Source organism: Nocardiopsis tropica (genome assembly GCF_042660575.1).
In the GTDB taxonomy this organism is placed as follows: Bacteria; Actinomycetota; Actinomycetes; order Streptosporangiales; family Streptosporangiaceae; genus Nocardiopsis; species Nocardiopsis tropica.
The window spans coordinates 110,006-125,969 of sequence record NZ_JBHSUF010000006.1; the positions used below are offsets into that span (position 1 = coordinate 110,006).

General features: G+C 74.4%; 17 protein-coding genes. 5 read left to right on the plus strand and 12 right to left on the minus strand.

The features are described from left to right. Window positions 1-147: 147 nt before the first annotated feature. The 3 genes from ACFQBR_RS11425 to ACFQBR_RS11435 all read right to left on the minus strand — a co-directional run bounded on the left by ACFQBR_RS11425 (window position 148) and on the right by ACFQBR_RS11435 (window position 1,901). Window positions 148-822, minus strand: a complete 675-nt coding sequence (locus ACFQBR_RS11425; protein ID WP_344179853.1) for an HAD family hydrolase — start codon at window positions 820-822, stop codon at window positions 148-150. 53 nt (window positions 823-875) lie between these two features. Then, complete coding sequence (locus ACFQBR_RS11430) at window positions 876-1,526, minus strand: DUF4126 domain-containing protein (RefSeq protein WP_267948785.1); 651 nt, start codon at window positions 1,524-1,526, stop codon at window positions 876-878. Between the two features lie 129 nt (window positions 1,527-1,655). Next, window positions 1,656-1,901 carry a DUF2630 family protein gene (locus tag ACFQBR_RS11435; protein ID WP_267948784.1) on the minus strand — a complete coding sequence of 82 codons (246 nt, stop codon included), beginning with the start codon at window positions 1,899-1,901 and terminating at the stop codon, window positions 1,656-1,658. A gap of 254 nt (window positions 1,902-2,155) precedes the next feature. Here ACFQBR_RS11435 and ACFQBR_RS11440 point away from each other — a divergent pair, with 254 nt between their 5' ends. Beyond that, entirely contained in the window at window positions 2,156-2,446 is a 291-nt protein-coding gene (locus tag ACFQBR_RS11440) for a metal-sensitive transcriptional regulator (RefSeq protein WP_267948783.1), read from the plus strand. A gap of 113 nt (window positions 2,447-2,559) precedes the next feature. On the opposite strand, the gene ACFQBR_RS11445 is transcribed toward ACFQBR_RS11440, so the two are convergent. Beyond that, window positions 2,560-3,936, minus strand: a complete 1,377-nt coding sequence (locus tag ACFQBR_RS11445; protein WP_267948782.1) for an NAD(P)/FAD-dependent oxidoreductase — start codon at window positions 3,934-3,936, stop codon at window positions 2,560-2,562. A 301-nt stretch (window positions 3,937-4,237) separates the two neighbouring features. On the opposite strand from ACFQBR_RS11445, the gene ACFQBR_RS11450 reads away from it, so the two are divergent. Next, window positions 4,238-4,825, plus strand: a complete 588-nt coding sequence (locus ACFQBR_RS11450; protein ID WP_378553169.1) for a hypothetical protein — start codon at window positions 4,238-4,240, stop codon at window positions 4,823-4,825. Between the two features lie 179 nt (window positions 4,826-5,004). On the opposite strand, the gene ACFQBR_RS11455 is transcribed toward ACFQBR_RS11450, so the two are convergent. From ACFQBR_RS11455 to ACFQBR_RS11470, 4 genes are all read right to left on the minus strand, one after another. Beyond that, on the minus strand, window positions 5,005-5,274 hold the full coding sequence (locus ACFQBR_RS11455) for a DUF6510 family protein (protein ID WP_267948780.1): 270 nt from the start codon (window positions 5,272-5,274) through the stop codon (window positions 5,005-5,007). Further along, window positions 5,271-6,005, minus strand: a complete 735-nt coding sequence (locus ACFQBR_RS11460) for an FAD-binding oxidoreductase (RefSeq protein WP_344179857.1) — start codon at window positions 6,003-6,005, stop codon at window positions 5,271-5,273. The genes ACFQBR_RS11455 and ACFQBR_RS11460 overlap by 4 nt, the downstream gene beginning before the upstream one ends. Beyond that, window positions 6,005-6,604, minus strand: coding sequence for a sulfite oxidase-like oxidoreductase (locus ACFQBR_RS11465; RefSeq protein ID WP_267948778.1), 600 nt, complete (start codon window positions 6,602-6,604; stop codon window positions 6,005-6,007). Before ACFQBR_RS11465 ends, ACFQBR_RS11460 begins: the two co-directional genes overlap by 1 nt. A gap of 191 nt (window positions 6,605-6,795) precedes the next feature. After that, a complete protein-coding gene (locus ACFQBR_RS11470; RefSeq protein WP_330156607.1) occupies window positions 6,796-7,386 on the minus strand; it encodes an SACE_7040 family transcriptional regulator in 591 nt (196 codons plus the stop codon). Window positions 7,387-7,532: 146 nt separating this feature from the next. On the opposite strand from ACFQBR_RS11470, the gene ACFQBR_RS11475 reads away from it, so the two are divergent. Genes ACFQBR_RS11475 through ACFQBR_RS11485 form a run of 3 tightly spaced genes read left to right on the plus strand, consistent with a single transcriptional unit; the run spans window position 7,533 to window position 12,431 of the window. Then, on the plus strand, window positions 7,533-9,143 hold the full coding sequence (locus tag ACFQBR_RS11475; protein ID WP_267950294.1) for a carboxyl transferase domain-containing protein: 1,611 nt from the start codon (window positions 7,533-7,535) through the stop codon (window positions 9,141-9,143). Between the two features lie 7 nt (window positions 9,144-9,150). Then, window positions 9,151-11,277: an acetyl/propionyl/methylcrotonyl-CoA carboxylase subunit alpha gene (locus ACFQBR_RS11480; RefSeq protein WP_344186638.1), complete on the plus strand. Its 2,127-nt coding sequence runs from the start codon at window positions 9,151-9,153 to the stop codon at window positions 11,275-11,277. Beyond that, window positions 11,274-12,431, plus strand: a complete 1,158-nt coding sequence (locus ACFQBR_RS11485; protein ID WP_267948775.1) for an acyl-CoA dehydrogenase family protein — start codon at window positions 11,274-11,276, stop codon at window positions 12,429-12,431. The genes ACFQBR_RS11480 and ACFQBR_RS11485 overlap by 4 nt, the downstream gene beginning before the upstream one ends. A 44-nt stretch (window positions 12,432-12,475) precedes the next feature. Here the strand turns inward: ACFQBR_RS11485 and ACFQBR_RS11490 are convergent, their stop codons facing one another. From ACFQBR_RS11490 to ACFQBR_RS11505, 4 genes are read right to left on the minus strand one after another with little or no spacing between them, the layout of a single operon-like run. Further along, entirely contained in the window at window positions 12,476-13,024 is a 549-nt protein-coding gene (locus ACFQBR_RS11490; RefSeq protein ID WP_378553178.1) for a MauE/DoxX family redox-associated membrane protein, read from the minus strand. A gap of 5 nt (window positions 13,025-13,029) precedes the next feature. Beyond that, complete coding sequence (locus ACFQBR_RS11495; protein WP_267948773.1) at window positions 13,030-13,485, minus strand: S26 family signal peptidase; 456 nt, start codon at window positions 13,483-13,485, stop codon at window positions 13,030-13,032. Then, complete coding sequence (locus ACFQBR_RS11500; RefSeq protein ID WP_378553180.1) at window positions 13,479-15,353, minus strand: ABC transporter ATP-binding protein; 1,875 nt, start codon at window positions 15,351-15,353, stop codon at window positions 13,479-13,481. Before ACFQBR_RS11500 ends, ACFQBR_RS11495 begins: the two co-directional genes overlap by 7 nt. A gap of 3 nt (window positions 15,354-15,356) precedes the next feature. Next, window positions 15,357-15,911, minus strand: a complete 555-nt coding sequence (locus ACFQBR_RS11505) for a TlpA family protein disulfide reductase (RefSeq protein ID WP_344185397.1) — start codon at window positions 15,909-15,911, stop codon at window positions 15,357-15,359. Window positions 15,912-15,964 lie beyond the last annotated feature (53 nt).

The following is a 15,964-nucleotide window of genomic DNA, read 5'->3' on the forward strand; positions in this document are numbered from 1 at the left end:
AGGGAGGACCGGGGCGTGTGGTAGGTGCAGGTCACCGGCGCGGCGGCCGCCGCCGGGCCCGGCCCGGAACGCGGTCGGGACGGGCTCCCGCGAGGGGCCGCGCGCTCCCGTGGGATCCGGTCACGGGACGTCTGCGGCCGCGGCGGGTCAGGCGGCGAGCAGAGCCGCGACGGCGGCCACCGGGGAGTCGACCACGGGGGAGCCCGTGGCCTCCAGCCGCTCGCGCGCCATCAGCCCGCTGGCGACCAGGACGGACCTGGCGCCCGCCTCGCGGGCGGCGCGCGCGTCGTCGTCGATGTCGCCGATCAGCACGACGCCGGCCGGGTCGATGCCCTGGCGGTCGAGGTGGCGCACCAGGTGTTCGGCCTTGGAGTCGTGCTCGGTGGCGAACCTGCGGCCGTCGACCCGCGTGAAGTGGGAGGTGAGCCCGCGCTCGGTGACCAGGGGCACCAGGTGCTCGTGCGAGGCCATGGAGAGCAGGGACTGCGTGCCGCCGCCGCCGGACCACCGGTGCAGCACGTCCGGGACGCCCTCGCTCAGCTCGCAGGTGTGCAGGTGCTCCAGGTAGCTGCTGTCGTAGAGCCGCTCCGCGTGCTCCCACTCGCCGTCGGCGAAGGGTCGGCCGAGGAGGTCCTCGTAGCACGGGATGAGGGGCCGCCGGAAGACGGAGCGCCAGTAGTCCATCTCCACGGGCTCGCGGCCGAACCGCGCGCAGACGGCGTTCACCGCAGCGAGGTTGGCGTGGTTGTCGTCCAGGAGGGTGCCGTTCCAGTCCCAGACGATGTGGGTGATACCGGTTCGGTCGAAGGTCGTTTCAGTCATCGGCAGCACTTTACGGCCCCTCGCCCCGGTTCGTGAATGCGTTTTCGGCCACCTCACCTCGGGTGACCGGGGTCCGGGGCCTCCGGGACGCGGGCCGCGCGCCGCTCCGCCCGGGTCCGGCGCACGCGCCGGACCAGCAGGGCGCCGCCGACGACCATCACGGGGAAGAGGACGAGGACGAGCAGCGGCACCAGGATCGCGAGCAGCGAGGTGACCAGGCTGACGAAGTCCTCCAGGAGGGAGACGAGGGGGGCCGAGCAGCCGAGCGAGACGCCGTTGGTCACGACCCGCGCCATCGCCTTGGCGACGTGGAAGAGCAGGGCGACCACCACGCCGGCGATCACCGGGATCCAGGAGACCCCGGTCCCGTCCTCCGCCACGGCGCCGGAGGCGGCGCCGGTGATCTCGGACAGCTCGACCGTCGAGGCCCCCGCGCCGAAGACGATGCCTCCCGAGGTGGGCCGCACCACGGTCTGGATGACGTCGTTGACGCTGTCGACGGCGGGGAACTTGTCGGCGGCGAACTCCACGACCAGCAGCACGCCGAGGGTCACGAGGGTGACGGGGTGTTCGAGCCACAGCCAGGCGTCGCCGAGCGGGACGAGGTCGGTGAAGCGGGCGAGCAGGCCGACCGCGAGGAGGGGGATGTAGGCGTTGAGCCCCGCCGCGGAGGCCAGGCCCAACCCGGTGAGAGTGGCGAACATGCTCTTCCTTCTGTGCTCCAGGGGGGACGGGGGCCGTGCGCGCACGGCCCCCGTCCCGGCGCCGGTGTCACCGTGTGACGCTCACGGGGCACATGAAGTTTCGCCTCGGGGTGGCTGGAACCGCCGGGGCTACTGGCGGTAGTTCTCGACCTCGGAGGCGGGGCGGACCCGCGCCTCGTCGGGGTCCTGGCCGAACTCGCTGCGGGCCCGCCGCTGCCGGAGCAGGTCCCAGCACTGGTCCAGCGCGGCCTCCACCTCCTCCATGCGGCCGCGTTCCTCCGGCTCCAGTCCCCCGGGGGCGGAGCGGAGCGCGTGCTCCTCGTCCATCAGTCCCCGGATGGTGGCCATGATGTCGTTCTCGGCGCTTTCGCTCATACGGCCATCGTCGGCTCGGCCGGTGGCGGGGGCAAGGCCCCCGGCCCCGGGCTTGCCCAGATCAGACCGGACGTTTACGGCCCGGGACGGCGAGGCGATCGACCCTCGTTCGTCTGGGAAACTCCTACTACGGCCGCATTGACCACCACGCGCACGGGGCCGGGACGGCGGAATGCGTTCCACACCCCCGCGGTTGGATACCTGTAGGGGGTATGGTAATGGCATCTGGGCAGGAACAACACGGAAGCGGGACCATGGCTGCGACCCACGGTTACAGCAACGACAAGCAGAGTCACATCAACCGGCTGCGCCGGATCGAGGGACAGATCCGCGGACTCCAGCGCATGGTCGAGGACGACCAGTACTGCATCGACATCCTGACCCAGACGTCGGCCGTGAACAAGGCGCTGCGGTCCTTCTCCCTCGCCATCCTCGACGAGCACCTCAAGCACTGCGTGGCCCACGCCGTCGCCAACGGCGGCGAGGAGGCCGACGAGAAGGTCCGCGAGGCGTCCGAGGCCATCGCCCGCCTCGTCCGCTCCTAGGGGGCTCCCCCGGACTCCCCCGCGACGCGGCCGGACACGGCCCGGGCGGCCGCCGGAGCCCCGACGGCCGGGCCCCGCCCGGGGCCCGGCGCACGCCGCCGGCCCGCGCGGCCTCAGTCCTCTCCGTAGCGCTCCCGCTCGTTCTCCAGCAGGCGCGCCCCCTCCTTGCCCGAGGTCGCGGCGTCCAGGTAGTCGACCGCCTCGTTGGCGACGAACGACGAGGGGCGGCCGTCGTCGGCGAAGCCCAGCCGCGACACCTCTCCGCCGGTGAACGCCCGGATCCCCCAGTTGGCCAGGATGCGGGCCCGGGCGGTCGGGGACGGCACCGCCATCATGTGGTAGCCGCGGGTGACGCCCAGCGCGGGGAGGCCGGTCAGGTCGAACTTGAGGACCCGCGCGAGCGCGTCCCTGCCGCTCAGGTCCACCACCAGTCCCATGTCCTTGTGCCGGAAATCGCGCAGCGGACGCCCCAGCAGGGAGGCGACGACGTTCTCCGCGGCGGTGGCGGCCTGGCGTGTGGCGTACTGCGCGGTCGGCGGGCAGTAGGCGCCGCCGTCCTGGGCGAGGTTGGGGACCGCCGCGGCGTCACCGATGGCGAACACCTCCGGGACCCCGGGCACGCGCAGGTCGGCGTCCACCTCCAGGCGGCCCCGCTGGGTGGGCCTGTCCAGGGTCTCCATGAGCGGGCTGGGCGAGACGCCCGCCGTCCAGATCAGTGTCCGGCAGGGCAGGGCCCGGCCGTCGGTGAGGACCACCTTGTCGGCGCTCACCTCGCGCACGGACACCTTGAGCTTGACCTCGATCCCCAGGGAGCGCAGCAGGTCGAGCGCCTTGCGGCCCAGCCGGTCGCCGAGCTCGGGCAGCACCTTGGGCGCGATGTCGACGAGGTGCCAGCGGATCACCGAGCGCAGCTCCGGGTAGCGCTTGGCCGCCTCCTGGCAGAGCCGCATCAGGGAAGCGGCGGTCTCGACACCGGTGTAGCCCCCGCCGACCACGACGAAGCGGCAGCGCTCCTCCCGCTCGGCGGGGTCGCGGGTGTCGTTGGCCAGTTCCAGCTGGGCGAGGACGTGGTCGCGCAGGAGCACGGCCTCCGCCAGGGTCTTGGCGCCGTAGGCGTGCTCGGTGAGCCCGGGGATGTCGAAGGCCCGGGTGAGTCCCCCCGGCGCGAGCACCAGCCGGTCGTAGCGGAGGGGCGCGAGCTCACCGGTGGGCCGGCGGACGAGGACGACGCGGTCACGGGTGTCCACGCCGACGGCGTGTCCCGGGACGAGCCTGGTCTCCCTGGTGAGCCGGTGCACGGACATGGCGACCGACTGGGGTGTGAGCAGCCCTGAGGCGACCTGGGGCAGCAGCGGGCTGTAGAGCATGTAGTCGTGCGGGGCGACGAGGGCGATGTCGGCCGCCCCCGCCGGGATACGGCGTTCGAGGTGACGCAGGGTGTGGAGTCCACCGAAACCTGCGCCGACCACCACGATCCGAGGCCGAGACATATACACCGCTCCTTCTCCGTGTCGTGGTACGGGACGTCATGGCGTGTCTGGGGGACGTTGGACGCAGGCGTACCCACTATCACCGCGGCCAAATGTACGACCGGAGGAGGCGATCCGGGACGTTTCCCGCCGGGGGTCCCTGGGACTTTGTCGCCTCTTGGCCCGGGACGGGAAAGGCATACGCGTCCTTCATCCCCGCGAAACCCCGGGATGACCTGCGATCCGGAACACTGGTGACTGTATGTAACGACACGATCACGAAGCGTGTCGCCGCCTGACCTGGAAGGAGCAGTGAAAAAGCATGCGTGCGTTCACCAGGATCGCCGCCACCACCGCCCTGGCCGGAGGACTGACCGTGCTCGGCGCGGGCGCCGCCCTCGCCGCCTCGGCGGAGGGCCCCGGGGAGTGGTCTCCCCACGGGACCTTCGAGGCCGTCACCGTCCAGGCCCTCGTGGACTGGATCGACGGCAACGCCTCCGACCCCGGGAAGGACGCCGACCCCGTTCCGGCGGACGTTCCCGCGGAGGAGGCCCCCGAGGGCGCGCAGGGGCCGACCGGTCCCGCCGGGCCGAACCAGGGGAGCCCGGCACAGGAGGCGCCGGCCCAGGAGGCTCCGGCACAGCAGGCGCCCGGACAGGGGGCCCCGGGCCAGGAAGCACCCGGACAGCAGGCGCCCGGGTCCGCCGCCGAGGACGGCGCTCCCGGCGGGGCGACCGGCCCCGTGAGGCCGCAGGAGGACGCGCCCGCCGACGCGGACGCCCCGGCGCAGGCCCCGGCCGGTGTGGTCGAAGCCCCGTCCGAGGCCACCGCGGAGGAGGCGCCCGCCGACGCGGACGCCCCGGCGCAGGCCCCGGCGAAGCCCGCCGACGCGATCGGCGCGCGGCCGTAGGCGCGCCGCCGGGAGACCCCTCCGCGGGGAGTCCCGGCGCACTCCCGTGGGGGGCGGGGACGGGCGGCAGGCCGGCCGCCCGTCCCCGCCCGTTCCGCCCACCCGGGACCGGCGCCCCCTCACCGCCCCGGAGCCGGGGCCCGTCCGGCGGTCGCCGCCGACCGCCGCAGGCCCCCGCCTCACGTCTCCAGGCGCACCCGCACGACCCCCGTCCCGCCCAGGTCCACCCAGACGCTGTCGGGGGTGCGCACCAGCCGCAGGACCAGGGTCCGGCACACCGGGCAGCTCGCCACCAGTCCCGGGCCGTCCACCGTCACGTGCAGCTCCGCGAACACCCCGCACGCCCCGCACACCGAGCACCGCCGCTCGGCGGCGGTCAGGTCCACGGACAGGATCTCCGACAGCGGGCCCGCCAGGGCGTTGGCGTCGACGTGCTCCGGTTCGGTCATCTGGCACCTCCACCGGATCCGAACCGCTCGGTCCGGACCCGTCTCGGGTCGTGCCCCAGGGCCACGAGGGCGTCGGAGGCCGTCTCCACGAAACCGGTCGGCCCGCACACGAAGCACACCGGGGCGAACTCGGCCGGGAACCCGTGGGTGTTCAGCTCGGCCGCGCCCAGGCGCCCGGGTCCGCGGGGCGAGGCCTCCGGGGCCCGGCGCGTGTAGGCGACGAACAGGTCCACTCCCCCGTCCCCGGGCCGGTGGGCGCCCAGCTCCCCCCGGTAGTACCGGTCCTCCGGCGTGCGCACCGAGTACAGGACCCGGAAGAGCGCCCGGCTCCCCACCCTGCGCCGCTCACGCACCATCGCCATCAGGGGCACCACCCCGGAGCCGCCGCCCACCAGGACCACCGGGTCCGGGGACGCGGCGTCCCACACGAACCAGCCGCCCAGCGGGCCGCGCACCTCCACCGCGTCCCCCGGCGCGAACACGTCCACGAGGTAGGAGGAGACCTCCCCGCCCTCCACCCGCTGCACGGTGAGCTCGATCCGCTCCCCCTCGTCGGCCGAGGCCACCGAGTAGCCGCGCTGGGCGGTGTAGCCGTCCTCGGCGGTCAGCCGGACGTCCACGTGCTGGCCCGCACGGTGGCCGGGCCAGCCGGGCACGTCGAGCACCAGCGTCCGGGCGCTGTCGGTCTCCCAGCGGTCGGCCGCCAGGGTCGCGGGCCGCCACGCGACCATCAGTCGCCCCGGTAGCGCTGCTCGCGCCACGGGTCGCCGTAGTCGTGGTACCCGGCCTGCTCCCAGAACCCGGGCTCGTCCTGATGGAGCAGGCTGATCCCGCGCACCCACTTGGCCGACTTCCAGAAGTACAGGTGCGGCACGATCAGCCGGGCCGGTCCCCCGTGCTCGGGGGCGAGCGGCTCTCCGTCGAAGGTGTGCACGATCCACGCCTGTCCGTCGGTGAGGTCCTGGAGCGGGAGGTTCGTGGTGTAGCCGCCGTAGCTGGACGCGAGGGCGTACTCGGCGGTGGTCTCCACGTCCTCCAGCAGGACGTCGAGGCTGACGCCCTCCCAGTCGGTGTCCAGCTTCGACCAGCGGGTGACGCAGTGGATGTCGACGCGGGGCCGCTCCTGGGGCAGGGCCCGGAACTCCTCCCAGGTCCACACCCGCGTCCGCCCCGTCTCCGCCTCGACCGAGAAGGTCCACTCCCCGGTGTCCACCCGGGGCGTGGGTCCGGCGGACAGCACGGGGAAGTCGTGCGTCTCGTACTGCCCCGGGGGAACCCGCGCGGGGTCCTGGCCCCCGCGCCCGCGAAAGCCCCTGGTCACCACGTTCATGTCCGCCTCCCCGGATCGGTGTCCGTCGGGTCTACCCCGGCCGGGGTCACCCCACGGCATCGCCTCCCCCAAATCCGGGCACCCTCGTACCCCGTCCGGGGTCGGCGGGCCACGGCGGCGGTGCGGGGGAGCGCGGGAACGGGGACCGCGGACCGGGGGGACCGCGGGCACGGCGGGGTGCCGGCCCCGCGCTACACGGCCGGAGGCGCGGCGTCGGGGGAGGTGAGGGCGGCGCGGCCCATGGAGAGCAGCAGCTCGGCCATGTGCGGCCGGGGCAGCTCGCCCCTGCTGTGGGGGGTGGAGTTGAGCAGGCCGAACACGGCGTGCACGGCGGCGCGGAGCACGGTCGGGGACGCCCCGGGCCGGAGTTCGGCGAGCACGCCCACCCACTCCTCGACGTAACCGCGCTGGAGGCGGCGCACGCGCCGCCGGTCGGGCTCGGTGAGGTTGCCCAGCTCCCGGTCGTGCACGGTGATCAGGGAGGGCTCGTCCAGGGCGAACGCGATGTGTCCGCGCAGCAGCGCCTCCAGGGCGCCGTCCGCACTCGCCGCCTCCGCCACCAGCTCCCTGCCCTGCCTCGCCAGGCGGTCGCTGATGTCGACCAGCACCTCGCCGAGGAGTGCCTGTTTGCCGGGGAAGTGCCGGTACAGGGCAGGGCCGGTGGTGCCGACGGCGCGGCCGAGGTCGTCGATGGACACCCCCCGGTAGCCGCGTTCGGCGAAGAGCCCCGCCGCCGCGCCCAGGATCGCCGTCCGGCGCTCGCCCGTCGGTCTCGGCCCCATCCGCTCCGCCCCTCCTCGCCCGCGGGTGGCTCCGGGGTGACTCGCGCCTCCCGGGCCCTGGACACCCATGTTAGTAGTTACTAACATCACGGTTGTTAGTGAGCATTAACATCCCTCCACGAGAGGACACCATGAGCAGGGCACCAGTGCTCGGCTCGGCGGTGGACACCGCCGGGCCCGCGTTCGCCGCCAACGACGCGGCGAACCGCGCCCTCGCCCTGGAGCTGCGCGAGCGGATCGCCGCCGCCGCGCCGGGCGGCCCGGAGAAGATCCGGGCACGGCACGTCGGGCGCGGCAAGCTCCTGCCGCGCGACCGCGTCGACCTCCTCCTCGACCCCGGCTCCCCCTTCCTGGAGATCTCCCCGCTGGCCGCCGACGGGCTCTACGGCGAGGACGGCCGGGACGCGCCCGGCGCCGGGATGATCGCCGGCGTGGGCCGGGTCATGGGCCGACCGGTGGTCGTGGTCGCCAACGACGCCACGGTCAAGGGCGGCAGCTACTACCCGATGACCGTCAAGAAGCACCTGCGCGCCCAGGAGGTGGCGCTGCACAACCGCCTCCCCTGCGTCTACCTCGCCGACTCGGGCGGCGCGTTCCTGCCGATGCAGGACGACGTCTTCCCCGACCGCGAGCACTTCGGGCGGATCTTCTACAACCAGGCCACCATGTCGAAGCTGGGCATCCCGCAGATCGCGGCGGTGCTGGGCTCGTGCACGGCGGGCGGCGCCTACGTCCCGGCGATGAGCGACGAGGCGGTCATCGTCCGCGACCAGGGGACCGTCTTCCTGGGCGGCCCCCCGCTGGTGAAGGCCGCCACGGGCGAGGTCGTGACCGCCGAGGAGCTGGGCGGCGGCGACCTGCACTCGCGGGTGTCGGGGGTCACCGACCACCTGGCCGACGACGACGCCCACGCGCTCACCATCGTGCGGCGCATCGCCGACACCCTCGCTCCGCCCGGCCCGCCCGCGTGGGAGACGCGCGGGCCGCGGCCGCCCGCGCTGGACCCGGACGAGCTCTACGGGGTGGTCCCCGCCGACACCCGCACCCCGTACGACGTGCGGGAGGTGATCGGCCGGATCGTGGACGGCAGCGAGTTCACCGAGTTCAAGGCCGAGTACGGGACGACCCTGGTCACGGGGTTCGCCCACCTCCACGGCCACCCGGTCGGGATCATCGCCAACAACGGCATCCTCTTCGCCGAGTCCGCGCTCAAGGGCGCCCACTTCATCGAGCTGTGCGACCGGCGCGGCGTCCCCCTCGTCTTCCTCCAGAACATCTCCGGGTTCATGGTGGGCCGCGACTACGAGGCGGGCGGCATCGCCAAGCACGGGGCGAAGATGGTCACCGCCGTGGCCTGCGCCCGCGTCCCCAAGTTCACCGTCGTCATCGGCGGGTCGTTCGGCGCGGGCAACTACAGCATGTGCGGCCGGGCGTACTCCCCCCGGTTCCTGTGGATGTGGCCCAACGCCCGCATCTCGGTGATGGGCGGGGAACAGGCCGCCTCGGTGCTGTCCACGGTCCGCCGCGACCAGCTGGAGGGGCGCGGCGAGGCGTGGTCCGCGGAGGACGAGGAGGCCTTCAAGGCGCCCATCCGCGACCGGTACGAGGAACAGGGCAGCCCGTACTACTCCACCGCCCGCCTGTGGGACGACGGCGTCATCGACCCCGCCGACACCCGCGACGTGCTCGCCATGGCCCTGTCCGCCGCCCGCCACGCGCCACTGGACCCGGTGGGCTACGGCGTCTTCCGGATGTGAGGAACCCTTGACCACGACGCCACGAACGTCCCACTCCCCCGCGACCGTGCTGGTCGCCAACCGGGGCGAGATCGCCCTGCGGATCATCCGCACCCTGAAGCGCATGGGGATCGGCTCGGTGGCCGTGCACACCGACGCCGACGCCGGCGCACCCCACACGCTCGCAGCCGACCTCGCCCTGCGCGTGGACGGCTACCTGGACTCCGGCGCGATCGTCGCGGCGGCCCTGGAGTCGGGCGCCTCCATGGTGCACCCCGGCTACGGCTTCCTGTCGGAGAACGCCGGGTTCGCCCGGGCCTGCGCCGGGGCGGGCCTGGTCTTCGTCGGACCTCCCGCCTCGGCGATCGAGGCGATGGGCGACAAGATCCGCGCCAAGGACACGGTGGCCGCCGCGGGCGTGCCGGTCCTGGGCGGGTTCGCCGAGAAGCCCGGACAGCCGCTGGACGACGACGCGCTGCTGCACGCCGCCGCGGAGACCGGGTACCCCCTGCTCCTCAAGCCGTCCGCGGGCGGCGGCGGCAAGGGCATGCGGGCCGTCCACGCCCCCGACGACCTGGTGGCCGCCGCCGCGGCCGCCCGGCGGGAGGCCCTCGCGTCGTTCGGCGACTCCACCCTGCTGGTGGAGCGCCTGGTCCGGCGGCCCCGGCACATCGAGGTGCAGGTCCTCGCCGACGGCCACGGCAACGTCGTCCACCTGGGCGAGCGCGAGTGCAGCCTCCAGCGCCGCCACCAGAAGGTGGTGGAGGAGGCCCCGTCCCCCCTGCTCACCGCCGCCCAGCGGGAGGCCATGGGCGGGGCGGCCGTGGCCGCCGCGCGCTCGTGCGGCTACACGGGCGCGGGGACGGTCGAGTTCATCGCCGAGGTGTCCGGGGGCGACGGGGAGCCGGAGCTCTCGTTCTCGTTCCTGGAGATGAACACCCGGCTCCAGGTGGAGCACCCCGTCACCGAGGAGGTCGTCGCGATCCGCGGCGGGCGCGGCATCGACCTGGTCGAGCTCCAGGTCCGGATCGCCCTGGGCGACCCGCTCCCCTTCGGCCAGGAAGACGTGTCCTGGCAGGGGCACGCTGTGGAGTCGCGGATCTACGCCGAGGACGCCGACCGGGGGTTCCTGCCCACCGGCGGCCCCGTCCTGGCACTGTCCGAGCCCTCCGGCGCCCGGGTGGACTCCGGTGTCGCGGCGGGGGGCGAGGTGACCTCCGCGTTCGACCCGATGCTCGCCAAGGTCATCACCTGGGGCCCGGACCGGGCCGAGGCGCTGCGCCGGATGGACGCCGCCCTGGGCGCGTACGTGCTGCTGGGGTGCGTCACCAACACCGCGTTCCTGCGCAGGCTGCTGCGCCACCCGCGTGTGGCGGCGGGCGACCTGAGCACCGACCTGATCGAGACGGATCCGCCGGAGCCCGCGTCCGGGGCGCTTCCCGAGCACGTGTACGCGGCGGCGGCCCTGGACCACCAGCTCGACCTGGAACCCGGAGGGGCGGGCCCCTCGGCGGACCGGTTCGCCACCCCCGACGGGTGGCGGATGGGCGGCCCGGCGTGGACCCCCTGGCGCCTGCGCGCGCCCCGGCACGACTCCGCGGTCGTCCGGGTCCGGCGCGACGGCGCGGCCGGGGCCCCCGGCGCCTACCTGGTGCGGGTGGACGACGGCGCGCCCGTCGCCGCGACGGCACGCCGCTCCGCGGACGGGTCCCGCCTGACCGTCACCCACGCGGGGCGCACCCGCACCTACGCGCGCGCCGACGACCCCGCCACCGGGCACCGGTGGCTGGGCGCCGGGGGCACCGCGTGGACCCTGCACGAGGAGCCGGTGGCGGCGGCGCTGCGCGACGACGACGCGGCGGTCGACGGCACCGTGCGCAGCCCCATGCCGGGGACGGTGCTCGCCGTCCCCGTAAAGGTGGGCCAGGCGGTCCTCGCCGGGACCACGCTCGCCGTCGTGGAGGCCATGAAGATGGAGCACTCCGTCCCCTCCCCCTTCGACGGCACCGTCACCGGCGTGGCGGTGCGGCCGGGCGCGTCCGTACCCATGGACGCGCCCCTGGTCACCGTCGAACCCGTCCGGGCCGAGCCCGCCGACGCCCCGCCGGACCCGTCCGTTCCCACCCCCGCCACCCGCGAGGAGCACACGCCATGAGCCGTCACGAGCTGTCGACCGAGCACGCCGACCTTCGGGCCGCCGTGGAGGAGTTCGCCCGGACCGAGGTCGCCCCGGTGATCGGCGACTTCTACGAGCGGGGCGCGTTCCCGTACGAGATCGTCGCCAAGATGGGCCGGATGGGCCTGTTCGGGCTGCCGTTCCCGGAGGAGCACGGGGGGATGGGCGGCGACTACTTCGCCCTGTGCCTGGCCCTGGAGGAGCTCGCCCGGGTGGACTCGTCGGTGGCCATCACCCTGGAGGCGGGGGTGTCGCTGGGCGCCATGCCGATCTACCGGTTCGGCACCGACGAGCAGAGGAAGGCGCACCTGCCCCGGCTCACCTCCGGTGAGGCCCTCGGCGCCTTCGGGCTGACCGAGCCGGGCGGCGGCTCCGACGCCGGGGCGACCCGGACCACCGCGCGGCTGGAGGGCGGCGAGTGGGTGATCAACGGGACCAAGTCGTTCATCACGAACTCGGGCACGGACATCACCTCCCTCGTCACCGTCACCGCCGTCACGGGCCGGCGGGAGGACGGGCGGCCGGAGATCTCCTCGATCCTGGTGCCGAAGGGCACGCCGGGCTTCTCCGTGGGCCAGAAGTACTCCAAGGTCGGGTGGAACGCCTCCGACACCAACGAGCTGGTCTTCGAGGACTGCCGGGTGCCCGAGGCCAACCTGGTGGGCGAGCGCGGACGCGGGTACGCGCAGTTCCTGCGGATCCTGGACGAGGGCCGCATCGCCATCGCCGCGCTCTCCGTCGGCCTGGCGCAGGGGTGCGTGGACGAGAGCGTGCGCTACGCCCACGAGCGGCACGCCTTCGGCCACCCGATCGGGCACTACCAGGCGATCCAGTTCAAGATCGCCGAGATGGAGTCGCGCGTGCACGGGGCGCGGCTGGCGTACTACGACGCGGCGTCGCGCATGCTGGCGGGCGAGCCCTTCAAGAAGGAGGCGGCGATCGCGAAGCTGCTGGCCTCCAACGCGGCCATGGACAACGCCCGCGACGCCACGCAGGTGTTCGGCGGCTACGGGTTCATGAACGACTACCCGGTGGGCCGGTTCTACCGCGACGCGAAGATCCTGGAGGTCGGCGAGGGAACGAGCGAGGTGCAGAAGATGCTCATCGCCCGTGAGCTGGGGCTCCCCGCCTAGACCGGAAGCGGTGCCGGTGCGACGCCCGGGCGCCCGGCCGGCCGCTACCCGCGGCGCGGCCGGGCTGCCGGGGCGAACAGGTCCACAATGTCGTCCATGACGACGACGAGGACCCCGGCGACGCCCCCCGCCAGAACGGCCAGCAGCACACCGGCCGGCTCGGGCGCCGCCGCCGGGCCCGGGGCCAGCGCCCCCGCCGCGGCGACGGCGCCCAGCACGGCGTTGCGCGCCACGTGGCGCGGCGCGTAGACCGCCCCCGGCCTCCCGAAGCAGTGGCAGCGCGCCGACGGCCCGCGCCGAAGGGACGACACGATCACCACCGTGAACACGCACAGCAGGGCGAACGAGCCTGCGAAGGCGACCCGGCCCAGCTGTTCGGCCCCCAACGCCCAGCCCCCGAAGGCCGCGACCACGGCGGCCTCCGCCGCGGGGACGGACCACGTCGCGAGGGGCAGCACTCCTGCGGGGACCGGTCGCAGCGGTTCCAGCGACGCGGCGAAGCCGCGGGGGTCCCGGGCCTTGCCGAACGCCGAGACGGCGAAGACCGTCGCGAGCAGGGCCGCCGCGCCGGGCAGCAGGTGGTCCCACGGCATCGGCGTCATCCCTCCAACCGGCGCAGTACGGTTCCGACGACACGGCTCACCGGGACCGGTCCGAACCCGCGCGAGTCGAGACTGCTGTCGCGGTTGTCGCCCAGGACCACCACGAAGCCCTCCGGCACGGTCCCGCCCCCCTCGTCGCCGGCGACGCCTCGGGGCAGCGGGTCACCGGCCACCGCCGCCACCCGTTTGACCAGGTAGTTGGGCCTGCGCCGGTTGCGCTCGTCACGGATCACCGGGGTCTGCGGATCGCTCAGGACCACGAGTTGGCGCGGGGCGATCACCGTGCCCCTGTGCGTACGCGCGGAGAGCATCCGGTCCCCGTGGCGGAGCGTGGGAAGCATGCTCTCCCCCGACACCACCGCGACGAAGACCCTGGCGCGGACCCACAGGAGCGCCCCCAGCGCAGCGGCCGGGAGGGCGAGCGCGACCGCCGCGCCGATCGCGGTCAGCACGGGGCCTCCTCGTCCCGGCGACGCCTCTCGTCCTCACGATCGCCCTCGTCCCGGCGGTACCCCTCGGCCTGGATCGAGAACAGCCGGGCGTACACGCCGTCCGCCGCCATCAGCTCCCCGTGCGTCCCCGACTCGGCGATCGTCCCGCCGTCGAGCACGACGATGCGGTCCGCGTCGCGCAGGGCGCCGAGCCGGTGGGAGACCAGGAGGCTGGTGCGGCCCCGGCGCTGCTCCCTGAGCCGCGTGTGCAGTTCGTACTCGGCCTCCGCGTCCAGCCCGGCGCTGGGCTCGTCGAGGATGAGCAGGTCCCGCTCCTCGCGGAGCAGGGCGCGGGCGATCGCGATCCGCTGCTGCTGCCCGCCGGAGAGGTCGACCCCCTGCTCGCTCCCGTCCCCCTGGTAGAAGATCCGGGTGATGAGCGTGTCGTACCCGTGGGGGAGGGCGGCGACCGCGTCGTGGACTCCCGCTCGGCGGGCCGCGGCCTCGATCGCCGCACGGTCCCCGGCCCGGGACCGGTCGCCCAGCCCGATGTTCTCGGCGGCGGTCATGTCATAGGTCATGTAGTCCTGGAACACGGCGCCGATCCGCTCGCGCAGGACAGCGGGGTCGACGTCGCGGATGTCGGTCCCGTCCCAGGCGATGGTGCCGCGGTCGGGGTCGTAGAACCGGCACAGCAGCTTGACGAGGGTGCTCTTGCCCGACCCGTTGAGCCCCACCAGGCCCAGGGCCGTCCCCGCCGGGATGTCCAGGTCCACGCCCCGCAGGACCCAGGGCTGGTCGGGGGTGTAGCGGAACCACACGTCGCGCAGCTCGATACGGCCGGTCAGCGGGCCGACCCCGCCCGTCCCGGCGGCCAGGTCCGGTTCGACCGCGACGACGTCGCGGTAGTGGGTGAACAGGAGCAGGCGCTGGTGGGCCTGGGCCAGGAGCGAGATCATGCCCGCCATCCCCTGCTGCACCGCGCCGACCGCGGCGATGTACAGCGCCACGTCCCCCACGGCCCCCGAGCCGGCGTCCGCCCGGAGGACCACCCACACCAGCCCCCCGCCGGAGATCAGGGCGGACAGGAGTCCGGCGGCGACCTGGACGGACATGTCGCGCCGGTCCATGCGCCGGTTCTCGTCGTTGGCCCTGCGCCGTTCGGTCAGCATGCGCCCGCGGAGCATGTCGCCGAGCCCGAAGAGGCGGATCTCCTTCGCGGCCTCGGCGCTCGACATCAGGTCGCGGTAGAACAGCTCCCTGCGCTCGACCGGGCCCAGCCTCCAGATCATGGCGGCCCGTCTGCGCGACAGCCCGAGCTGCCCCCACAGCGCGGGCAGGGTCCCGAGGAGGACGACCCCGGCCAGCACCGGGTGGATCACCACGAGGGAGCCGACGAAGCCGAGGACCGTCACGAGCCCGGCGACCAGGCCGAGAGCGGCCTGGAGGACCTGCACCGGGGTCTGCCCGCCGTTGTCGGCCGCCAGCCGCAGGCGGTCGAGGAAGGCCGGGTCCTCGAACCGTCCGAGGCCGGGGAGCCGGTTGACGGCCGTGAACAGGCGGTCGTCCGCGTGGAGGCCGACCCTGCGGCCCAGCTCGTCCTCGGCGTACACCTGCAGCGCCGTGGTCACGGCCGTCGCGATTCCGAGGACCGCCAGCGCGGCGGCCGCGGCGAGGACGGCCGCCGGCGCCGCGCCCACGGCGAGGTCGTTGAGCACCGTGCGCATGAGCCAGGCGTTGGCGACCGGTACCGCGCCCGCCGTCACGGCCAGCGCCGTCAGGCCGAGCGCCCACCAGCGGCCCGCACCCCACACGAGCCGGACCGCGGGGGGGAGGCCCGCGGCGACCTGGCGCCGGCCGTTCCCGTGCCGCCCGTGCGTGTCCTCCATCGCTCACCCGGCCGCCGGGCCGAGGGCCACGCCGCCGGGCCGGGGCGCGAAGACGCTGGTGGCCGCCACCACGCCCCCGACCACCGTCACGAAGCAGGGGGTCCCCCGGACGTCGAGGAGGCGGGGCAGCCCACCGTCCCAGGGTTCGACCACCACCGGCACGGCCGGCTCCAGCAGGGCGACCATCTCGGCCTCGAGCCCGCCCTCCTCGATCACCACGGCGAGGACCCGCTCGCCCGGATACCGGGCGGCGTGGTCGAGGACGAGGGGCAGGCGTTCACGGCACGGGGAGCAGTCGGGGGACAGGACGGCCACCAGGAGGGGGACGGCCGTCTCCTCGAAGACGAGTTCGGAGCCCAGGGTGGAGCGTGCCCGGAACGCGCCGACCCGGGTCCCGACGGGGGCCGCCGACGCGGGGAGGTCGTCGTCGGCCGCCCCCGGACGCCCCTCCAGCAGTGCGGTGTGCTCCCGCAGCCTGCGCACCACCCCGATCGCCAACAACAGGTTCAGGATCCCCAGTGCGCCGACCAGGGCCACTGCGACGACCACGAAGACCACGACGTACCTCCTCGTTGCGCACCGGACGGGGGTGGCGGAGCGGGGCCCCGCCA